This is a genomic window from Azospirillum sp. NS33, from assembly GCF_059703765.1.
Map to the genome: position 1 here is coordinate 16,853 of NZ_BAAKJB010000041.1, position 17,272 is coordinate 34,124.

15 protein-coding genes are annotated in these 17,272 nt (G+C 70.6%); 10 read left to right on the forward strand and 5 right to left on the reverse strand.

Annotated elements, in window-relative coordinates:
* Window positions 1-171: 171 nt before the first annotated feature.
* Entirely contained in the window at window positions 172-2,361 is a 2,190-nt protein-coding gene (gene katG, locus AC6H2I_RS26170; RefSeq protein ID WP_497503709.1) for a catalase/peroxidase HPI, read from the forward strand.
* 103 nt (window positions 2,362-2,464) lie between these two features.
* Here the strand turns inward: katG and metH are convergent, their stop codons facing one another.
* From metH to AC6H2I_RS26185, 3 genes are all read right to left on the reverse strand, one after another.
* Window positions 2,465-5,956, reverse strand: a complete 3,492-nt coding sequence (gene metH, locus AC6H2I_RS26175; RefSeq protein WP_497503710.1) for a methionine synthase — start codon at window positions 5,954-5,956, stop codon at window positions 2,465-2,467.
* Window positions 5,957-6,036: 80 nt separating this feature from the next.
* Window positions 6,037-6,924 carry a methylenetetrahydrofolate reductase [NAD(P)H] gene (gene metF / locus AC6H2I_RS26180; RefSeq protein ID WP_497503711.1) on the reverse strand — a complete coding sequence of 296 codons (888 nt, stop codon included), beginning with the start codon at window positions 6,922-6,924 and terminating at the stop codon, window positions 6,037-6,039.
* The gene (locus AC6H2I_RS26185; protein ID WP_497503712.1) at window positions 6,921-7,904 is read right to left on the reverse strand and encodes an ArsR/SmtB family transcription factor; all 984 of its coding nucleotides are present in this window, start codon (window positions 7,902-7,904) and stop codon (window positions 6,921-6,923) included. The genes metF and AC6H2I_RS26185 overlap by 4 nt, the downstream gene beginning before the upstream one ends.
* A gap of 328 nt (window positions 7,905-8,232) precedes the next feature.
* Here AC6H2I_RS26185 and AC6H2I_RS26190 point away from each other — a divergent pair, with 328 nt between their 5' ends.
* The 9 genes from AC6H2I_RS26190 (at window position 8,233) to AC6H2I_RS26230 (ending at window position 15,032) form a co-directional block, all read left to right on the forward strand.
* Window positions 8,233-9,009 carry an MlaA family lipoprotein gene (locus tag AC6H2I_RS26190; protein ID WP_497503713.1) on the forward strand — a complete coding sequence of 259 codons (777 nt, stop codon included), beginning with the start codon at window positions 8,233-8,235 and terminating at the stop codon, window positions 9,007-9,009.
* 86 nt (window positions 9,010-9,095) lie between these two features.
* Window positions 9,096-9,710, forward strand: a complete 615-nt coding sequence (locus AC6H2I_RS26195; protein WP_497503714.1) for an MlaC/ttg2D family ABC transporter substrate-binding protein — start codon at window positions 9,096-9,098, stop codon at window positions 9,708-9,710.
* Window positions 9,711-9,868: 158 nt separating this feature from the next.
* Window positions 9,869-10,303, forward strand: a complete 435-nt coding sequence (locus AC6H2I_RS26200; protein WP_497503715.1) for a YjfI family protein — start codon at window positions 9,869-9,871, stop codon at window positions 10,301-10,303.
* A gap of 22 nt (window positions 10,304-10,325) precedes the next feature.
* Window positions 10,326-11,054 (forward strand): PspA/IM30 family protein, encoded by a 729-nt coding sequence (locus AC6H2I_RS26205; RefSeq protein WP_497503716.1) that lies wholly within the window; start codon window positions 10,326-10,328, stop codon window positions 11,052-11,054.
* 19 nt (window positions 11,055-11,073) lie between these two features.
* A complete protein-coding gene (locus AC6H2I_RS26210; protein ID WP_497503717.1) occupies window positions 11,074-12,234 on the forward strand; it encodes a glutathionylspermidine synthase family protein in 1,161 nt (386 codons plus the stop codon).
* Between the two features lie 58 nt (window positions 12,235-12,292).
* Window positions 12,293-13,345, forward strand: coding sequence for a potassium channel family protein (locus AC6H2I_RS26215; RefSeq protein WP_497503718.1), 1,053 nt, complete (start codon window positions 12,293-12,295; stop codon window positions 13,343-13,345).
* A 9-nt stretch (window positions 13,346-13,354) separates the two neighbouring features.
* Window positions 13,355-13,996: a DUF2491 family protein gene (locus AC6H2I_RS26220; RefSeq protein WP_497503719.1), complete on the forward strand. Its 642-nt coding sequence runs from the start codon at window positions 13,355-13,357 to the stop codon at window positions 13,994-13,996.
* A gap of 39 nt (window positions 13,997-14,035) precedes the next feature.
* Window positions 14,036-14,443: a DUF350 domain-containing protein gene (locus AC6H2I_RS26225; protein WP_497503720.1), complete on the forward strand. Its 408-nt coding sequence runs from the start codon at window positions 14,036-14,038 to the stop codon at window positions 14,441-14,443.
* Window positions 14,444-14,468: 25 nt separating this feature from the next.
* On the forward strand, window positions 14,469-15,032 hold the full coding sequence (locus tag AC6H2I_RS26230; protein ID WP_497503721.1) for a DUF1190 domain-containing protein: 564 nt from the start codon (window positions 14,469-14,471) through the stop codon (window positions 15,030-15,032).
* Window positions 15,033-15,039: 7 nt separating this feature from the next.
* Here AC6H2I_RS26230 and AC6H2I_RS26235 read toward each other — a convergent pair whose 3' ends face one another.
* Both AC6H2I_RS26235 and AC6H2I_RS26240 read right to left on the reverse strand, forming a co-directional pair.
* Entirely contained in the window at window positions 15,040-16,473 is a 1,434-nt protein-coding gene (locus AC6H2I_RS26235; RefSeq protein ID WP_497503722.1) for a sensor histidine kinase, read from the reverse strand.
* Window positions 16,457-17,104, reverse strand: a complete 648-nt coding sequence (locus AC6H2I_RS26240; RefSeq protein WP_497503723.1) for a chemotaxis protein CheX — start codon at window positions 17,102-17,104, stop codon at window positions 16,457-16,459. Before AC6H2I_RS26240 ends, AC6H2I_RS26235 begins: the two co-directional genes overlap by 17 nt.
* Between the last annotated feature and the right edge of the window lie 168 nt (window positions 17,105-17,272).

Sequence of the window (17,272 nt, forward strand, 5' to 3'; positions counted from 1 at the left end):
ATGGCGCGGGTGCGACACTTTGTTCACCCGTCGGGAATGGCGCGAACGGGCGTGGCCGTCCGGAACGGACGCACTATCTCTTTAGAGCGATTATAAACAGCGCCCTTTACCGCATGGCGCGGCGGAGGTACGCTCAATCGTAGGCCTGACGAACTGTCTCGGGAGGAACAAATGGATGGCATCACGGATGGCGGCGCCGGCAAGTGCCCATTCACCGGTGGCCGGAAAGCCCGGAAAAACACACAATGGTGGCCTGAACAGCTTGATATCTCCGTGCTCCATCGCAACGGTCCGAAGTCGGACCCGATGGGCAAGGACTTCGACTACACGAAGGAGTTCAAGAGCCTCGATCTGAACGCGGTGATCGAGGACCTCAACAGGGTGATGACCGATTCGAAGGATTGGTGGCCGGCCGATTTCGGCCACTACGGCGGCCTGATGATCCGCCTGGCCTGGCACAGCGCCGGCACCTACCGCATCACCGACGGGCGCGGTGGCGCCGGCGCCGGCCAGCAGCGCTTCGCGCCGCTGAACAGCTGGCCCGACAACGCCAACCTCGACAAGGCGCGCCGCCTCCTCTGGCCGATCAAGCAGAAGTACGGGCGCAAGATCTCCTGGGCCGACCTGATGGTGCTCGCCGGCAACGTCGCCCTGGAATCCATGGGCTTCAAGACCTTCGGCTTCGCCGGCGGCCGTGCCGACGTGTGGGAGCCCGAGGAGCTCTACTGGGGTCCCGAGGGCACCTGGCTCGGCGACGAGCGCTACAGCGGCGAGCGCCAGCTCGAGGAGCCGCTGGCGGCGGTGCAGATGGGCCTGATCTACGTGAACCCGGAAGGACCGAACGGCAACCCGGACCCCGTCGCGGCGGCCAAGGACATCCGCGAGACCTTCTACCGCATGGCGATGAACGACGAGGAGACGGTGGCGCTGATCGCCGGCGGCCACAGCTTCGGCAAGACCCACGGGGCCGGCGACCCGTCGCTGCTCGGTCCGGACCCCGAGGGCTCGGCCATCGAGGACCAGGGGCTGGGCTGGAAGAGCGGCCACGGCACCGGCTTTGGCGCCGACGCCATCACCGGCGGCCCGGAGGTCACCTGGACGCAGACTCCGACCCGGTGGAGCAACCTGTTCTTCAAGAACCTGTTCGAGAACGAGTGGGAGCTGACGAAGAGCCCGGCCGGCGCCTACCAGTGGCAGGCCAAGAACGCCGAGGCGACGATTCCCGACGCGCACGACCCGTCGAAGAAGCGTCTGCCGACGATGCTGACCACAGACCTGTCGCTGCGGCTCGATCCCGAATACGAGAAGATCTCGCGGCGCTTCTACGAGAACCCGGAGCAGTTCGCCGACGCGTTCGCCCGGGCCTGGTTCAAGCTCACCCACCGCGACATGGGGCCCATCCAGCGTTACCTCGGGCCGCAGGTCCCGCAGGAGACCCTGCTCTGGCAGGACCCGATCCCGGCGCTCGACCATGAGGTGGTCGGCGACCAGGACGTCGCCGCGCTGAAGGCGAAGATCCTGGGCTCCGGCCTGTCGGTGTCCGACCTGGTCTCCACCGCGTGGGCGTCGGCCTCGACCTTCCGCGGCTCCGACAAGCGCGGCGGCGCCAACGGGGCGCGGGTCCGGCTCGCCCCCCAGAAGGACTGGGAGGTCAACGATCCGCCCCGGCTCGCCAGGGTGCTGGCGACCCTGGAGGGCATCCAGGCCGCGTTCAACGGTGCCCAGAGCGGCGACACGAAGGTCTCGATCGCCGACCTGATCGTGCTCGGCGGCTGCGCGGCGGTCGAGAAGGCGGCGGCGGATGCCGGCGTCGCCGTGACCGTTCCCTTCACCCCCGGCCGGATGGACGCCACCCAGGACCAGACTGACGTGGACTCCTTCCAGGCCTTGAAGCCGCGGGCCGACGGTTTCCGCAACCACCTCAGCGGGCAGCAGTTCATGATGCCCGAGGAGGCCCTGGTGGACCGGGCGGAGCTGCTCAATCTGACCGCCCCGGAGATGACGGTGCTGGTCGGGGGCCTGCGCGTCCTCGGCGCGAACGCCGGCGGCGCGCCCCATGGCGTGCTGACCGACCGGCCGGGCGTCCTGACGAACGACTTCTTCGCCAACCTGCTCACCATGGAGACGGAGTGGCAACCCGCCTCCGATGGCACCTACGAGGGCCGGGACCGCACGACGAGGGAGCTGAAGTGGCGGGCGACTCGGGTCGACCTGATCTTCGGCTCGCATTCGCTGCTCCGCGCCCTGGCGGAAGTCTACGCCTGCTCCGATTCGCTGGAGAAGTTCGTCGGTGACTTCGTGGCGGCCTGGACCAAGGTGATGAACGCCGACCGCTTCGACCTGGAACGGCGGCTGCACTAGGCCCGGCCACGTCGGGCGCCGGACGCACGGCGGTGGAAACGGGGGGTGTGGCCGATGACGGTCACACCCCCTTTTCGCTCCGCCCCCCGCCGGCGGGCCGGCGTCACACGCTGAAGTACTTGGCCCTGGGGTGCAGGATGACGATGGCGGACGTGCTCTGCTCCGGGTGGAGCTGGGATTCGTCCGACAGCTCCACGCCGATGCGCCCGGCGTCGAGCAGCGCCAGCAGCTGGTCCTGATCCTCGACCCGCGGGCAGGCGGGGTAGCCGAAGGAATAGCGCGAGCCGCGGTAGGCCTGCTGCAACAGCTTCTCCTTGTCGCGCGAATCCTCCGCCGCGAAGCCCAGCTCGGCGCGGGCGCGGGCGTGGACGTACTCGGCCATCGCCTCGGTCATCTCGACCGACAGGCCGTGGAGGTAGAGGTAGTCCTGGTAGCGGTTCTCGGCGAACCAGTCGCGCGCGACCTCCGACACGTGCTGGCCCATGGTCACCACCTGCAGGCCGATGACGTCGCGCTCCCCGGAGTCGACGTCGCGCACGAAGTCGGCGATGCACTCGCCGTCCTCCCTGGCCTGGCGCGGCAGGGAGAACCGGGCCACCTCGCGCTCACCGTCCTCGGCGAAGAGGATGAGGTCGTTGCCCTCGCCGGCCGCCTTCCAGTAGCCGTAGACGGCCTGCGGGCGCAGGATCTGCTCCTGGGCGCACTGGCGCAGCAGGCGGTCGAGGATCGGCCGCAGCTCCTTGCGCGACCACTCCATGAACTGCTCCAGGGTGCGGCCGTCCTTCCGGAAGCCCCACTGGAGCTGGTAGAGCATGCGTTCGTTCAGGTAGGTCACCAGGGTCTTGAGCGGCACCTGCTCCAGCACCCGCGGCCCCCAGAACGGCGGCGCCGGCACCGCCACGCCCTCGCCCAGGCGGGCGCGCCGCGCCCGCGCCTGGCCGAGGTCGGGCGGCGCGGTGGCCGCCTCGGCGGCCTGCCCCAGCTTGCGCCGCTGGTTGGTCGGCTTGCCCTTGCGCTTGACCTGCTGGATGGCGAGGTGGTTGTCGAAGGCGCCGCTCACCACCCGGTCCATCAGCGAGAGCCCGTCGAAGGCGTCGCCGGCGTAGGCCACCCGGCCGCTGCCGTAGGCCGCGACGCAGTCGTCCTCGACGTAGCCCCGGGTCAGCGCGGCACCGCCCAGGAACACCGGCACGTCCAGCCCTTCGCGGGTCATCTCGGCCAGGTTCTCGCGCATCACCACGGTCGACTTCACCAGCAGGCCCGACATGCCGATGGCGTCCGCCTTGTGCTCCTTGGCGGCCTGGATGATGGCGGTCACCGGCTGCTTGATGCCGAGATTGACCACCTTGTAGCCGTTGTTGGTGAGGATGATGTCGACCAGGTTCTTGCCGATGTCGTGGACGTCGCCCTTCACCGTGGCCAGCACCATGATGCCCTTCTCCTGGCCCTCCACCTTCTCCATGTGGGGTTCCAGATAGGCCACCGCCGCCTTCATGGTCTCGGCCGACTGCAGTACGAAGGGAAGCTGCATCTTGCCCGCGCCGAACAGCTCGCCCACCACCTTCATGCCGTCGAGCAGCAGCGTGTTGATGATCTCCAGCGGCGCGTGGGTCTCCATCGCCTTCTTGAGGTCGTCGTCGAGGCCGGTGCGGTCGCCGTCGATGATGCGCTGCTTCAGGCACTCCTCGATGGTCTCGGGCCGCACCTTCTTCTTGGCGTCGGCGGCCTTGCGGCCCTCGAACAGGGCGATGAAGGCCTGAAGCGGGTCATAGCCCTCGGCCCGGCGGTCGAAGATCAGGTCCTCGGCCACTTTGACCTCGGCCTCGGGGATCTGGTGCAGCGGCCGGATCTTGGTGACGTGGACGATGGCGCCGGTCATGCCGCGCCGCACCGCGTGGTCGAGGAACACCGAGTTCAGGACGTGGCGCGCCGCCGCGTTGAGGCCGAAGGAGACGTTGGAGAGGCCGAGGATGATCTGGCAGTCCGGCATCGCCTGCGACAGCGCCTCGATGCCGTCCAGAGTCCAGACCGCCAGCTTGCGGTCGTCCTCGTTGCCGGTGGCGATGGTGAAGGTCAGCGGGTCGAACAGAAGGTCGGCGGGGTCCAGGCCGTACTCGTCCACCGCCATGGCGTAGAGCCGCCTGGCGATCGCCAGCTTGCGCTCCGGCGTCTTCGCCATGCCCTCCTCGTCGATGGTCAGGGCGATCACCGCGGCGCCGAACTTCTTGGCCAGCGCCAGGCGCTGGCGGGCCGGCTCCTCGCCGTCCTCGAAATTGATCGAGTTCAAGATCGCCTTGCCGCCGTAGAGCTGGAGCGCCTGCTCCAGCACCGGCAGCTCGGTCGAATCGACGACCAGCGGGGCGGTGACGGAGCCGCGGAAGCGCGCCATCACCTCGGTCATCTCCGCGACCTCGTCGCGCCCGACGAAGGCGGTGCAGACGTCCAGCGCGTGGCTGCCCTCCTTCACCTGCTCGCGCGCCATGTCGACGCAGCCGTCCCAGGCGTGCCGCTCCTGCAGCTCGCGCCACTTCTTCGAGCCGTTGGCGTTGCAGCGCTCGCCGATGGCGAAGAAGGCGTTCTCCTGGCGCAGCGTCACCTGGCTGTAGAGCGACGACACCGCCGGCACCCAGTGGACGGTGCGGCCCCGCGGCGCGGGGCGGTGCGCGCCGGCCGGCGCCAGCCGGCGCAGCGCCGCGTCGGCGGCGGCGATGTGCGGCACGTTGGTGCCGCAGCAGCCGCCCACCATGTTGACGCCGTCCTCGGCGACGAAGCGCTCCAGCCACACCGCGAAGTCCTCGGCGCGCAGCGGGTAATGGGTCTTGCCGTCCACCAGCTCGGGCAGGCCGGCGTTGGGCTGCACCGAGATCAGCCCGGGCCAGTTCTGGGCCAGCCAGCGCACGTGCTCGCCCATCTCCAGCGGCCCGGTGGCGCAGTTGAGGCCGAGCAGCGGCACGTCCAGCGCCCGGATGGCGGTGGCCGCGGCGGCGATGTCGGTGCCCACCAGCAGCGTCCCGGTGGTCTCCACCGTCACCTGCACGAAGACCGGCGTGTCCGTGCCGGCCTCGCTGCGCGCCCGCTTGACGCCGTTGACCGCGGCCTTGATCTGCAGCGGGTCCTGGCAGGTCTCGATCAGGATGGCGTCGCAGCCCCCGGCGATCTGCCCGGTGGCCTGGACGTAGAAGGACTCCTCGAGCGGCGGGTAGGCGATGTGGCCCAGGCTGGGCAGCTTGGTGCCCGGGCCGATGGAGCCCAGGACGAAGCGGTCGCGCCCGTCGCCGAAGCTCTCCGCCGCCTCGCGGGCCAGCTCCACGGCGCGCTTGTTGATCTCGAACGCCTTGTCCTGCAACCCGAACTCGCCCAGCGTGACCGGCGACGCCCCGAAGGTGTCGGTCTCGACCATGTCGGCGCCGGCCTCGAAATAGCCGCGGTGGATGTCGCGGACGATGTCGGGGCGCGACAGGGGCAGGATGTCGGTGCAGTTCTCGTGCCCCCAGAAATCCGCCTCGACGTCGAGGTCAATGGCCTGGATGCGGCTGCCGAAGCCACCGTCGCACAGGAGGACGCGGTCACGGAGGGAATCGAGGATGTGCGGCATGGGACTGTCGTTCGCTTTCCGTTTCGAGGCGGGTCGTTGGTGGCGTCTCAGCCGGGTCCGGCGCGGCGGTGCGGCGTCGCTCAGCCCGCCGCAGCGGCGCCCTGCCTGGCCTTGACGCCGAGCATGCGGCAGATGGCGATGGTCAGATCGGCGCGGTTCAGGGTGTAGAAGTGGAAGGCGTCGACGCCGTTCGCCTGCAACGCCTGGCACTGCTCGGCGGCGACGGTGGCGGCGACGAGCTGGCGGGTCTCCGGCTCGGCGTCCAGCCCCTCGAAGGTCGACGCCAGGCGCGCCGGCACCGCCGCCCCGCACAGCGCCGCGAACTCGCACGCCCGCGCGAAGTTGGTGATGGGCAGGATGCCCGGGACGATGGGCACCGCGATCCCCGCCGCCGCCGCGCTGTCGCGGAAGCGCAGGTAGGCGTCGTTGTCGAAGAAGAACTGGGTGATGGCGCGGGTCGCCCCGGCGTCCACCTTGCGCTTGAGATTGTCCAGGTCGAACGCCGGCGACGGGGCGGCGGGATGGGTCTCGGGGTAGGCGGCCACCGACACCTCGAAATCCCCGACGCGCCGCAGACCGGCGACCAAGTCGACGGCGTAGTCGTAGCCGCCGGGGTGCGGCGTGTAGGACGCCGCGGCCCCGCCCTCGCCTTCCGGGGGGTCGCCGCGCAGCGCCACGATGTGGCGGATGCCGGCGTCCCGGTAGGTGCGGGCGATGGCATCGATCTCGGCCCGGGTGGCACCGACGCAGGTGAGGTGGGCGGCGGCGGGAATGCCGGTCTCGCGCTGGATCCGGCACACGGTGTTGTGGGTGCGCTCGCGGGTCGAGCCGCCCGCCCCGTAGGTGACGGAGACGAAGGCGGGGGCCAGGGGGGCCAGGCGCTCGATGGCCAGCCACAGGCTCTGCTCCATCTTCTCCGTCTTGGGCGGGAAGAATTCGAAGCTGACGGACGGGGCGGCGGGCGTCATTCTGAGGCTCCGATGGTGGCGAGGACGGTCGGCGAGCGGCCGGCGGGGCGCGCCGCGGTGCGCACGGCCGGCCAGATCGAGACGGTGAGCGGGTCGCCGGCGAGATGGACCACCGCCGCGCTGTCGAGGCCGGCGCGCCGGCACCACTCCGCCACCTCCGCATCGGCGAAGCCGAGGCGGCGGTGGGCGTGGTCGGCGCGCAGAGCCTCCAGGGCGTGGGGCGCGAAGTCCACCACCAGAAGACGTCCGGCGGGGCGCAGCACCCGCGCCGCCTCCGCCACCACGTCGGCGGGGGATTCGGCGTAGTGCAGCACCTGGTGGATCACCGCCACGTCGTAGGACCCGGACGGAAAGGGCAACTGGTACATGTCGGCCTGGCGGACGTGGCAGTGGCGCAGCCCCGCCGCCTCGAGGTTGATGCGGGCGATCGACAGCATCTCCCGCGACTGGTCGACACCGACGGCGCGCTCGCAGCGCGGCCCCAGCAACTCCAGGATTCGGCCCGTGCCGGTGCCGATGTCGAGCAGCTCGCCGATCGGCCCGGCGGGCAGCAGCCCCTCGAGCGCCGCCTCCACCTCCTGCTCGGGCACGTGGAGGGCGCGAATCTCGTGCCAGCGCCCGGCGTTCTCGCGGAAATAGGCGGCGGCCGATTCCGTGCGCCCGCGCTTGATGGCGTCGAGGCGCTCCAGGTCGAGGGCCAGGGTCTCGTCGTCGGCGGGGATGGCGTCCACCAGCACCCGAGCCAGCTCCGCCGACCCGCCCCGTTCGGCGAGGCGGTAGAAGGCGAAGGTTCCCTCGCGGAAGCGGTCGAGCAGCCCGGCGTCGCACAGCAGCTTCAGATGGCGCGAGACGCGCGGCTGGCTTTGCCCCAGGATCTGGGTCAGCTCGCTGACCGTCAGCTCGCCGTGGCCGCACAGCGCCAGCAGGCGCAACCGCGTCGGTTCCGCCGCCGCCTTCAGGGTCTGAAGCAGGTCCTCCATGGCCCGCGGTCCGCCTCTCTCGTTTCGATTCTGGATAGAGATATAAAGATATCTTTATGCGAGGTAAACAGCTTTTCGGCCCGGCCCTATCACACCTGTGCAACACCCCGGCGTCCTCCGCACCGGCGGCGTCCGGGCGCGCTGGCCAAACCGTCGAGCCTGTGATACGCAGCAAAACGGCTGGTTCGGAGCCGGTCCCTCGCGGACCGTTTGCGGCCAGCGCCCGATCACCGACGACCCGATCGTCCGCAACGCCCACCGGGTGCCCGCAGGGGTCGACCGGAGACACGCGCCGATCCGATCTAGAGACGAGAGCCGAAGACCCCCAATGACGCTCCCCAGCCTTCGTACCCTCCTCCAGGCCGCCACGGCGGTGACCCTCTCGCTTGCCGCCGTCGGCTGCGCGTCGACGCAGCCCACCGCCACGGGCGAGGTCAACTACGAGGCCAATGATCCGCTGGAACCCGTCAACCGGGTGGTGTTCGGCGTCAACGAGGCCGCCGACATCCTGGTGGTCCGGCCGGCCGCCGAGATCTACCGCACCCTGACGCCGGATCCGCTGCAGAACGCCGTGCAGTCCTTCATCCTGAACCTGCTGAGCCCGCTGATCATCGCCAACGAGCTGCTCCAGGGCGACTTCGAGGGCGCGCAGGTGGCCACCGGCCGGTTCCTCACCAACACCATCCTGGGCGCCGGCGGCATCGCCGACGTGGCAACCACCGCGGGCATGCCGTTCCAGGCCGAGGATTTCGGCCAGACCCTGGCGGTGTGGGGGGTCGGCGACGGCCCCTACATCGTGCTGCCGCTGGTCGGCGCCTCCAACCTGCGCGACACCGCCGGCTACGCCGTGGACACGGTGGCCGACCCGGTCCGCATCTGGGCCTACGGCACCGACCAGAAGGGCTTGCTCTACGGCCGCGCCGGGGCCAGCGCGGTGGACCAGCGCTCCCGGGTGATCAGCGAGGTCGACGACCTGCGCCGCAACTCGCTCGACTACTATGCGACGGTGCGCAGCCTCTACGCGCAGCAGCGGGCGGCGCAGATCCGCGATTCGGCCGAGCCGGCGGCGAAGCCGGACTTCCCCGACTTCCCCCAGGCGCAGTGACGCGCCCCCTTTCCCGTCGGTGCGGGCCGGTGCGGACGGTGTAGGACCGTTGACATGCGCCGCCCGCCCGCCAACTTGATGTCGCCATGCTGACACGCCGCACCTTTGTCGCCACCCTCGCCCTGCTCGCGCTCTGCGGCCGGACGGCGGGCACCGCCTTCGCCCAATCGGCCGAATCGACGCCGGCCACCTTCATCGAGCGGCTGGGCAAGGAGGCGATCGCCACCTTCTCCCGGCCGGACCTGTCGCGCCAGCAGGCGCTGGACAGCTTCACGCGGCTGCTCAACGACGGGTTCGACGTGCCCTACATCGGCCGCTGGGTCCTCGGCCGATTCTGGAACGCCGCCACGCCGGAGCAGCAGCAGGAGTACCAGCGGCTGTTCGAGCGGCTGATCGTCGACACCTACGCCAACCGCTTCATCGAGTATTCCGGCGAGACCTTCGCCATCAGCGGCAGCCGGGCCGAGGGCAACGCCGACACCATGGTGGAGACGGAGATCGTCCGTCCGTCCGGGCCGCCGGTGCGGGTGTCGTGGCGCGTGCGCAAGCAGCCCGGCGGCGCGTTCAAGATCATCGACGTGGTGGTCGAGGGGGTCAGCATGGGCGTGACCCAGCGCTCCGAATTCGCCTCGGTCATCCAGGCGCGGGGCGGCATTCCCGGCCTCATCGACGCGCTGCGCAACCGGGTGTCGCGCAGCTGACGCGACGCACCGTCGCGACCGGCCCGACGGGCCGCGGCCAGCCATGGCCGCGGCCCTTTTTTTTCGCCTCCGCCGTTCAGTCCGCGGCGAAGAGCGGCTACACTCCGGCGCGTCAGCCGCCCATGGCCGGGCGGACCACAAACCGGGAAGAGACACCAATGGCAGAGGCAGACGCCGGCGCCGCGCCCTGGACCGCTCAGACGCTGATGGACGCCCTCGCGGCGACCGACCTCGTCGACGACGACGAGATGGCGATCGACTTGCTGGAGGAGGGCGCGCCGATCGTGCGCGTCGTCATGGTCGAGCACGGCCATCTGCCGATCTACGTCAGCGTCGAAGGCGAGCAGATCCTCGCCTCGACCCTGCTGTGGCCGGTGGCGGAGCAGCCCGACCCCGCCGCCTTCAACGCCTTCGTGCTGCGCACCCACAAGCTGCTGCCGCTCTCCACCTTCGGCATCGTCACGGTGGGCGGCACCGACTACTACGAGCTGTTCGGGTCCCTGAGCGCACGCTGCGCGCTGGGCGACGTGGTCACCGAACTGCGGATGCTGGCGACCAACGCCATCGACGCCGCCGAACTGCGCGCGGCCTGAACGACGCACCGGAGGCAAGGACATGAGCATTCTCAACAAGCTGTGGACCGCGGTGCGGGGTGGCGCCACGGAGACCGGCCAGGCGCTGGTGGACACCCAGGCCCTGCGCATCCTCGACCAGGAGATCCGCGACGCCGAATCGGCGCTCGGCACGGCACGCGACGAGCTGGCCAAGATCGTGGCGCGGCGCACCCTGACCGACAGCAGGGCCCGCGAGCTCGACGCCAAGATCGCGGAGTACGAGTCCCATGCCATCCGCGCCCTGGAGAAGGGCGACGAGGCGCTGGCCGGCGAGGTCGCCCAGCGCATCTCCCAATGGGAGACGGAGCGCACCGGGCTGGGCCGGCTGGTGGACGACGGCCGGGCGGCGGAGCAGCGCATGCGCGCCACCATCACCGCCACGGAAAGCCGCATCCAGGCCCTGAAGAGCGAGGTCGACAGCGTCAAGGCGACCGAGGCGGTGCAGCGCGCCCAGGCCGCGGTGGCGTCGCGCCATGCCGGGGTCAACACCGCCCTCGGCAACGCCAGCGCGTCGCTGGAGCGGATCAAGCAGCGCCAGGCGGAGAGCGCCGCGCGCATGGTCGCCGCCGAGGAGATGGACAAGCTGCAGAGCGGTGCCGACCTGGACGAGCGACTCGCCCGCCTCGGCACCGGCGCAGGCACGGCGTCCGGCGGCGACGTGCTGGCCCGTCTGCGCGCCCGCTCCCAGGCCCAACTCCCGGCTCCCGACACCACCCGCGGCGAGGGGTAGGCGCGGCAGGGGACGGACCGTGGAACGCATCGCCATGCCGGAGCGCCCGGGATGGAAGCGGCTGGCCGAGGACCTCGGTTTCCGCTTCCACACCATGTACGGGGCACCGTACTGGGACGAGACGGCGGCCTACCGCTTCACGCTGCGCCAGGTCGAGGACGACCTGGAGGACCCGACGGCCGAGCTGCACGCCATGTGCCTGGCGGTCGTGGAGCGCGCCGTGGCGGACGAGGCCACGCTGCGCGACCTCGCCATCCCCGAGGCCTGCTGGGACCTGGTCCGCCATTCCTGGCGGCGGGGCGACCCGTCGCTGTACGGCCGGTTCGATCTCGCCTATGACGGGCACGGTCCGGCGAAGCTCCTGGAATACAACGCCGACACCCCGACCGGGCTGTACGAGAGCGCGTTCTTCCAGTGGGTGTGGCTGGAGCAGAACCTGTGGCTGCGCCAGGTCCCGGCCGACAGCGACCAGTTCAACTCCATCCAGGAGCGCCTGATCGACCGGCTGGCCGCCCTGTTCGAGCCGGGCGACCACGTGCATTTCGCCTCGGCCGGGGACTCCCTGGAAGACCGCGGCACGGTCCAGTATCTGGAGGATTGCGCCGCCCAGGCCGGGGTGGTGCCGCACCACGTGGCGGTGGAGCGGATCGGCGTCGACGCCCAGGGGCGGTTCGCCGACGACGAGGCGCACGTGATCACCGCGCTTTTCAAGCTCTACCCCTGGGAGGACATGTTCCGGGAGCCCTACGCCCGCCACCTCGGCACCTCCGGCACCCGCTTCCTGGAACCGCCGTGGAAGGCGATCCTGTCCAACAAGGGGCTTCTGGCCCTGCTGTGGCGCCAGTTCCCCGGCCACCCCAACCTGCTTCCCGCCTATTTCGCCGGCACCGCCGGCGCCGGCGCGGTGGGCGCCGACCACGTGCGCAAGCCGCTGTTCTCGCGCGAGGGCGCCAACATCGACCTGGTGCGGGACGGCCGGGTCGTGCTCAGCACCGGCGGGGCGTACGGCGCCGAAGGGCATGTGGTGCAGGCCTACCATCCGCTTCCGGTGTTCGCCGGAAACCACACGGTGATCGGCTCCTGGGTGGTCGGCGACGCCCCGGCCGGCATCGGCATCCGCGAGGACCGCGGGCCGATCACCCGCGACCTCAGCCGCTTCCTGCCACACCTGATCCGATGAGCGGTCACCGCCCGCCCCCTCCCGGCCGGGACACCGGCCCCGCGTGAACGGAACGCCCATGGTCCTTTCCAGCACTTTGCGGGTCTTCCTGCGCCGGCTGTACCGCGACGTCGCGGAACTGGCGTGGAGCGCGCTCGCAGCCCTGCTCCTGGTCCATCTCGGCACCAGCTGGCTGGGCTTCGCCCTGGCCGGCGAGACCGGCATGACGGACACCGTCACCTTCCTCTACTTCTACGCGACCACGGCGACCACCGTCGGCTACGGCGACATCTCCCCGCAGACCGACGGCGGGCGCCTGCTGGCGATCGTCTGGCTCTTTCCGGGCGGGATCGCCCTGTTCACGACGGCGATCGCCAAGAGCATCTCTTCCATTTCCGAAGCCTGGAGACGGCGGATGAACGGATTGGGCGACTTCTCGACCCTGGTCGGCGCCTCGGTGCTGATCGGCTACCATCCCCTGCGCACCGCGCACATGATCGACGAGATCATCTCGGGCGACCTGCCCAGCGACATCGTCCTGGTCTCCCGGAAGATCGACACCGCCCCCGACGACCGCGCCCGGTTCGTGCGCGCGGAAAGCCTGACCGACGAGGCGGCGCTGATCCGCGCCGGCGTCGTCCATGCCGCCCATGTGGTGGTCTACGCCGACGACGACGAGCAGACCCTGGCGGCGGCGCTGGCGGTGAGCGCGCTGACGCCGACCGCGCACCTCGTCGCCTTCTTCGAGAACGTCCGGATGGCCCGGCTCCTGAAGAGCCATTGCGCGCGTGCGGAATGCGTCATCTCGACCTCGGTGGAGCAGGTGGTGCGGGCGATGCAGGACCCCGGGTCCAGCATCGTCATCGACACCCTGGTGTCCTCCACCGACGCGGCGACCATCTACAGCCTGGTGCTGCCCCAGGGCATGGCGCCGGTGCCGGTGGCCCGTCTGGCCGAACGCCTGCGCACCGCCCATCAGGCCAACCTCGTCGCCTTCGTTCCCGGCGCCGGCAGCGCCCCCGCCTTCCACTACGACGATGCGACCTGCATACTGCCCGGCAACCGCTTCTTCTTCGTGCGCGACCGCCGCCTCAGCGCGGCCGAGGTCGACTGGGCCCAACTCGCCGCCTGAGGACCCGCCATGTTCAGCCGCCTGTCCAAGCTGTTCTCCGGCCAACCGGATGCGCCGGCGGTGCCGGAGATCCTCCACCTCACCATCGGCCGCGTCGCCGAGCTGGACCCGCTTCTGCTGCGGATCGTCGGAGACGAGAGCAAGCTGCGCATCCCCTCGCCGACCCTGGAGATCGCCGCCCAGGGGCTGGTCGCCCTGGAGGACGGGTCGTTCGTCCACCGCTTCTACACCGAGCGGCACGTCATGATCCAGGTCGTCTCGGCCGCACGCGACGGCGCCGGCGAGGTTACCGACGTCACGCTGTTCGCTCCCCTGGAAAGCCATTATCCGTCGCGCGAGGAGGGGTTCCGCGAGTGGCACCGGCGCATCTCCGAACCGCGGTTCCTCCTGGAGGACGGCACCGCCTACGAGCGGTTCTGGTTCGACTCCTCCAGCCGCGCCGAGGACCCGGTCCAGCTGCTGGAGACCATCCACGACGACCGCACCGGCACCGCGACCCGGCAGATCCACCAGACCTCCATGCTCTACCACCGCCCGCTTGCCGCCGGCATGAACGAGATGCTGCTGTGCTCCATCGAGCGCACCGGGCATGACCGAACCGTGGAGCTGATGGTCGGCGTGCCCCTCAGCCCTGCGCAGATCACCGTCTAGGGTGCGCCGCCCCAATTCCCGTCTTCGCGGAGAGCCGTCATGGACTACGTGTTTCCCCTGCAAGGGTTGATCAATTTTCTCGTCTATTTCGTCGTCACCATTCTCCTCGCCTTCGCCTTCCAATGGATCTACGTGAAGATCACCCCCTACGACGAGGTGGGCCTGATCAAGTCGAACAACCTGGCCGCCGCCACCACCTACACCGGCGCCTTCATCGGCTTCATTCTGCCGGTGGCCAGCGTGGTGGCGCATTCGGTGAACCTGATCGACTGCGTGGTGTGGTCGGTGATCGCCGGTGCGGTGCAGCTGGCCACGTTCTTCATCTTCCGCCTGTTCTATCCCCGGCTCGCCGAGAGCGTGAGCGCCGGTGAGCTTGCCCCGGCGCTGAAGCTGGCCGGCGTGTCGGTGGGCATCGGCATGCTCAACGCCGCCAGCCTGACCTATTGATCCGACCGCCGCGGAGGAATCCACGATGAAGCGATCCCGCAGCGTCCAGCTCGCCCTGATGGCCTCCGGTGCCGTGGCCTTGTCGGCGTGCGACGACACCCCGGCCCAACCCCAGGTCCCGGTCAGCCTCTACCACTCCGTCCAGCAATGCGTCGCCGGCGGCACGCTGTCCCAGGAGGAGTGCCAGCAGGCTTTCGACGAGGCCCTCGAGGAGCACCAGGTGTCGGCCCCCCGGTTCGCCACCCAGCGCCTGTGCGAGGGCGAGTTCGACCAGACCGGCTGCCAGTACCGGTCCGGCCCCGACGGCGGGTTCTGGATGCCGTTCTTCATGGGCTACGTCGTGTCGGGTGTGATCAACGACATCGGCGACGCCGTGTCGCGCCGGCGCCGCTACGCGTCCCCGGCCTACTACACCTCCGACCGGACCTACCGGACGCCGGGTGGCGCCACCGTCAGCAGCACCGGCAGCGGGCTCGCCGTGTCCCGGCAGGCCCTGTCGGCCCCGCCGGCCCCGGCCAAGGTGCAGACCCGCACCACGGTGATCTCGCGCAGCGGATTCGGCGGGTCGCGCTCGACCTTCGGCGGGTAGGCGCCCCTCAGGCGGCGGCCCCCGGCACGGTCGCCGCCCCGGCCGCCGCCCCGGCCGCCGCCCCGGCCGGCATGGGCAGCTCGATCCGGAAGACGGTGCCCGGCCGACCGGGCCGCGACGCGACGGTGGCGCCGATCTGCCGGGTCAGGGTCGCGATGATGCGCATGCCGAGGTTGCCGGTGCGCGCGAGATCGAATCCCTCGGGAAGGCCCGGCCCGTCGTCGGCGACCTCGAACACCAGAACCCCGGAGTCGCGGCGCAGGCTGACGCGCACCGCCACCCGTCCGCCGGCGCCGTGCTTCACGGCGTTGGTGATCAGTTCGTTGGCGACCAGGCTGAGGGGGATGGCGGTGTCGAGCGGCAGTTCCACCGGCTCCGCCGCGACCCGGATGTCGCACGCCGCCACCCCCCCCGACGCGTGGACCAGGTCGCCGACCAACGCCTCCAGGTAGGTGGCCATCTCGACGCTCTCGAAGCGCTCCGTCTGGTAGAGTCGGGCGTGCACCTGGGCGATGGCGTGGATGCGGGTGATGGCGTCCCGGAAATGGTGGCGCAGCCCGTCGTCGCCGAGACCCCGCAGCTGGAGGGAGAGGAGGCTGGAGACCAGGTGCAGGCTGTTCTTGACCCGGTGGTTCACCTCGCGCAGCAGCAGGCTCTTCTGCTCCAGGGCGCGGTGGAGGGCGGCCTGGACGCGCTTGCGCTCGCTCACGTCGCGCAGGATGCCGGTGAGGAATCCCGTCCCCTCCGCCGACCAGCGGGCCACCGACAGCTCCAGATCGACCGGAGAGCCGTCCCGGCGGCGCCCCGTCACCTCGAACGGCGTCGCCCGGTCGCTGTCGGCCGCCGCCAGCCAGGCTTCCGCCCCCTCGCCCAGCAGCAGCGCCACGCCCTGCCCGGCCGCCTCGTCCATGCCGCGGCCGAACTGGCGCTCGGCGGCGCCGTTGATCCACTGGATCGTCCCGGACACGTCGGTGGTGACGATGGCGTCGGCGGCGGTGTCGACCACCGCACGGTAGCGCGCCTCCCGCCGCTCGCGCAGGAAGCGGTCGCGCTCGGCCTGCAGGGTGACGTCGACGATCTGCACCAGGCAGTGGCCGCCATCGCGGACCTCAAGCCGGCGGACGACGATGTTGTGCACCATCGGGGCCCCGTCGCCCCGGCGAAGGTCGAAGAGGAGCCGGTTGAGCGTGTGGGACAGCACCGCCGGCGCGCCGGTCGCCACGGCGTCGTCGATGGCCGCCTGGACGCGCGATCCCGGCAGACCGGGAACCAGCTCGGCAAGCGGCCGCCCCACCGCGGCGGCGGCCGGCACGGCGGCGGCGCGCTCCATCCAGGCGTTCCACACCCGGACGCGGCCGGCGCAGTCGAGCACGACCACCCCGGTGTCCAGGCCGTCCAGGACGCCGCCCAGCAGGACCGCCCGATCAGGTCCGTCCGTCACGCCCGGCCCCGGCGGCGATGTCGGCGATGTAGTCGTGAATCAGCGCCTGCAACGCGGCCAGCGACGGCAGATCCATGAACAGTGCGATGTAGCCACGGATGTTGCGGCTCTTCACGGAGAAGTCGATGTAGAGCAGGAGCACGGGCTCTTCGTCGGCGCCGGCCGACGCCTCGGCACCCTGCAACACGGCGCGGCCGTCGCCGCGAAGCAGGCTGGGCAGGGAGATCTCCAGATTCTCCCGCAGCACGTTGGCGATCACCGACAGGCAGCCGTTGAGGATGACGTTGCCCATCTCGGTCAAGGCCTCCTGCTCCAGATCGACGATCTCCTCCAGGCTGTGCTGCTCGCCCAGCGCCGCGCGGACCAGTTCCAGGCTGTTGACCTCGGGGAAGATGAGGAGGGCGCGGCCGCTGAACCGGCCGCGGAAATTCTGGCCGACGGCGACGAACGGCGCCGGCCCGCTGCGCGTGAGCGCGCCCACCGCGGTGTCGCGGGTGACGACGCTCACGGTCGGCACGGAAAGCGACACCTGCTCCGCCACCAGCCGGCTCAGGTGGGCCGCCGCACGCCCCACACCCATGTTGACCAGTTCGGTCAGGGCGTCGCTCTCCAGCTCGTCCAGTTCGATCATGCCCGCGCCTTTCACGTCGCCGGTCGGGTCGGCCCATCGGTCGGCGCGGCGATCGGCGCGGCGATCGGCGGGCATCCACCGGAATGGCGTCTCCCGAACATGGCGATCGGCGCGCGGCGCGGTCAAGTCCACCTTTCGGGTGCCCGCCGCTCCGGCCGACGGCGGGGT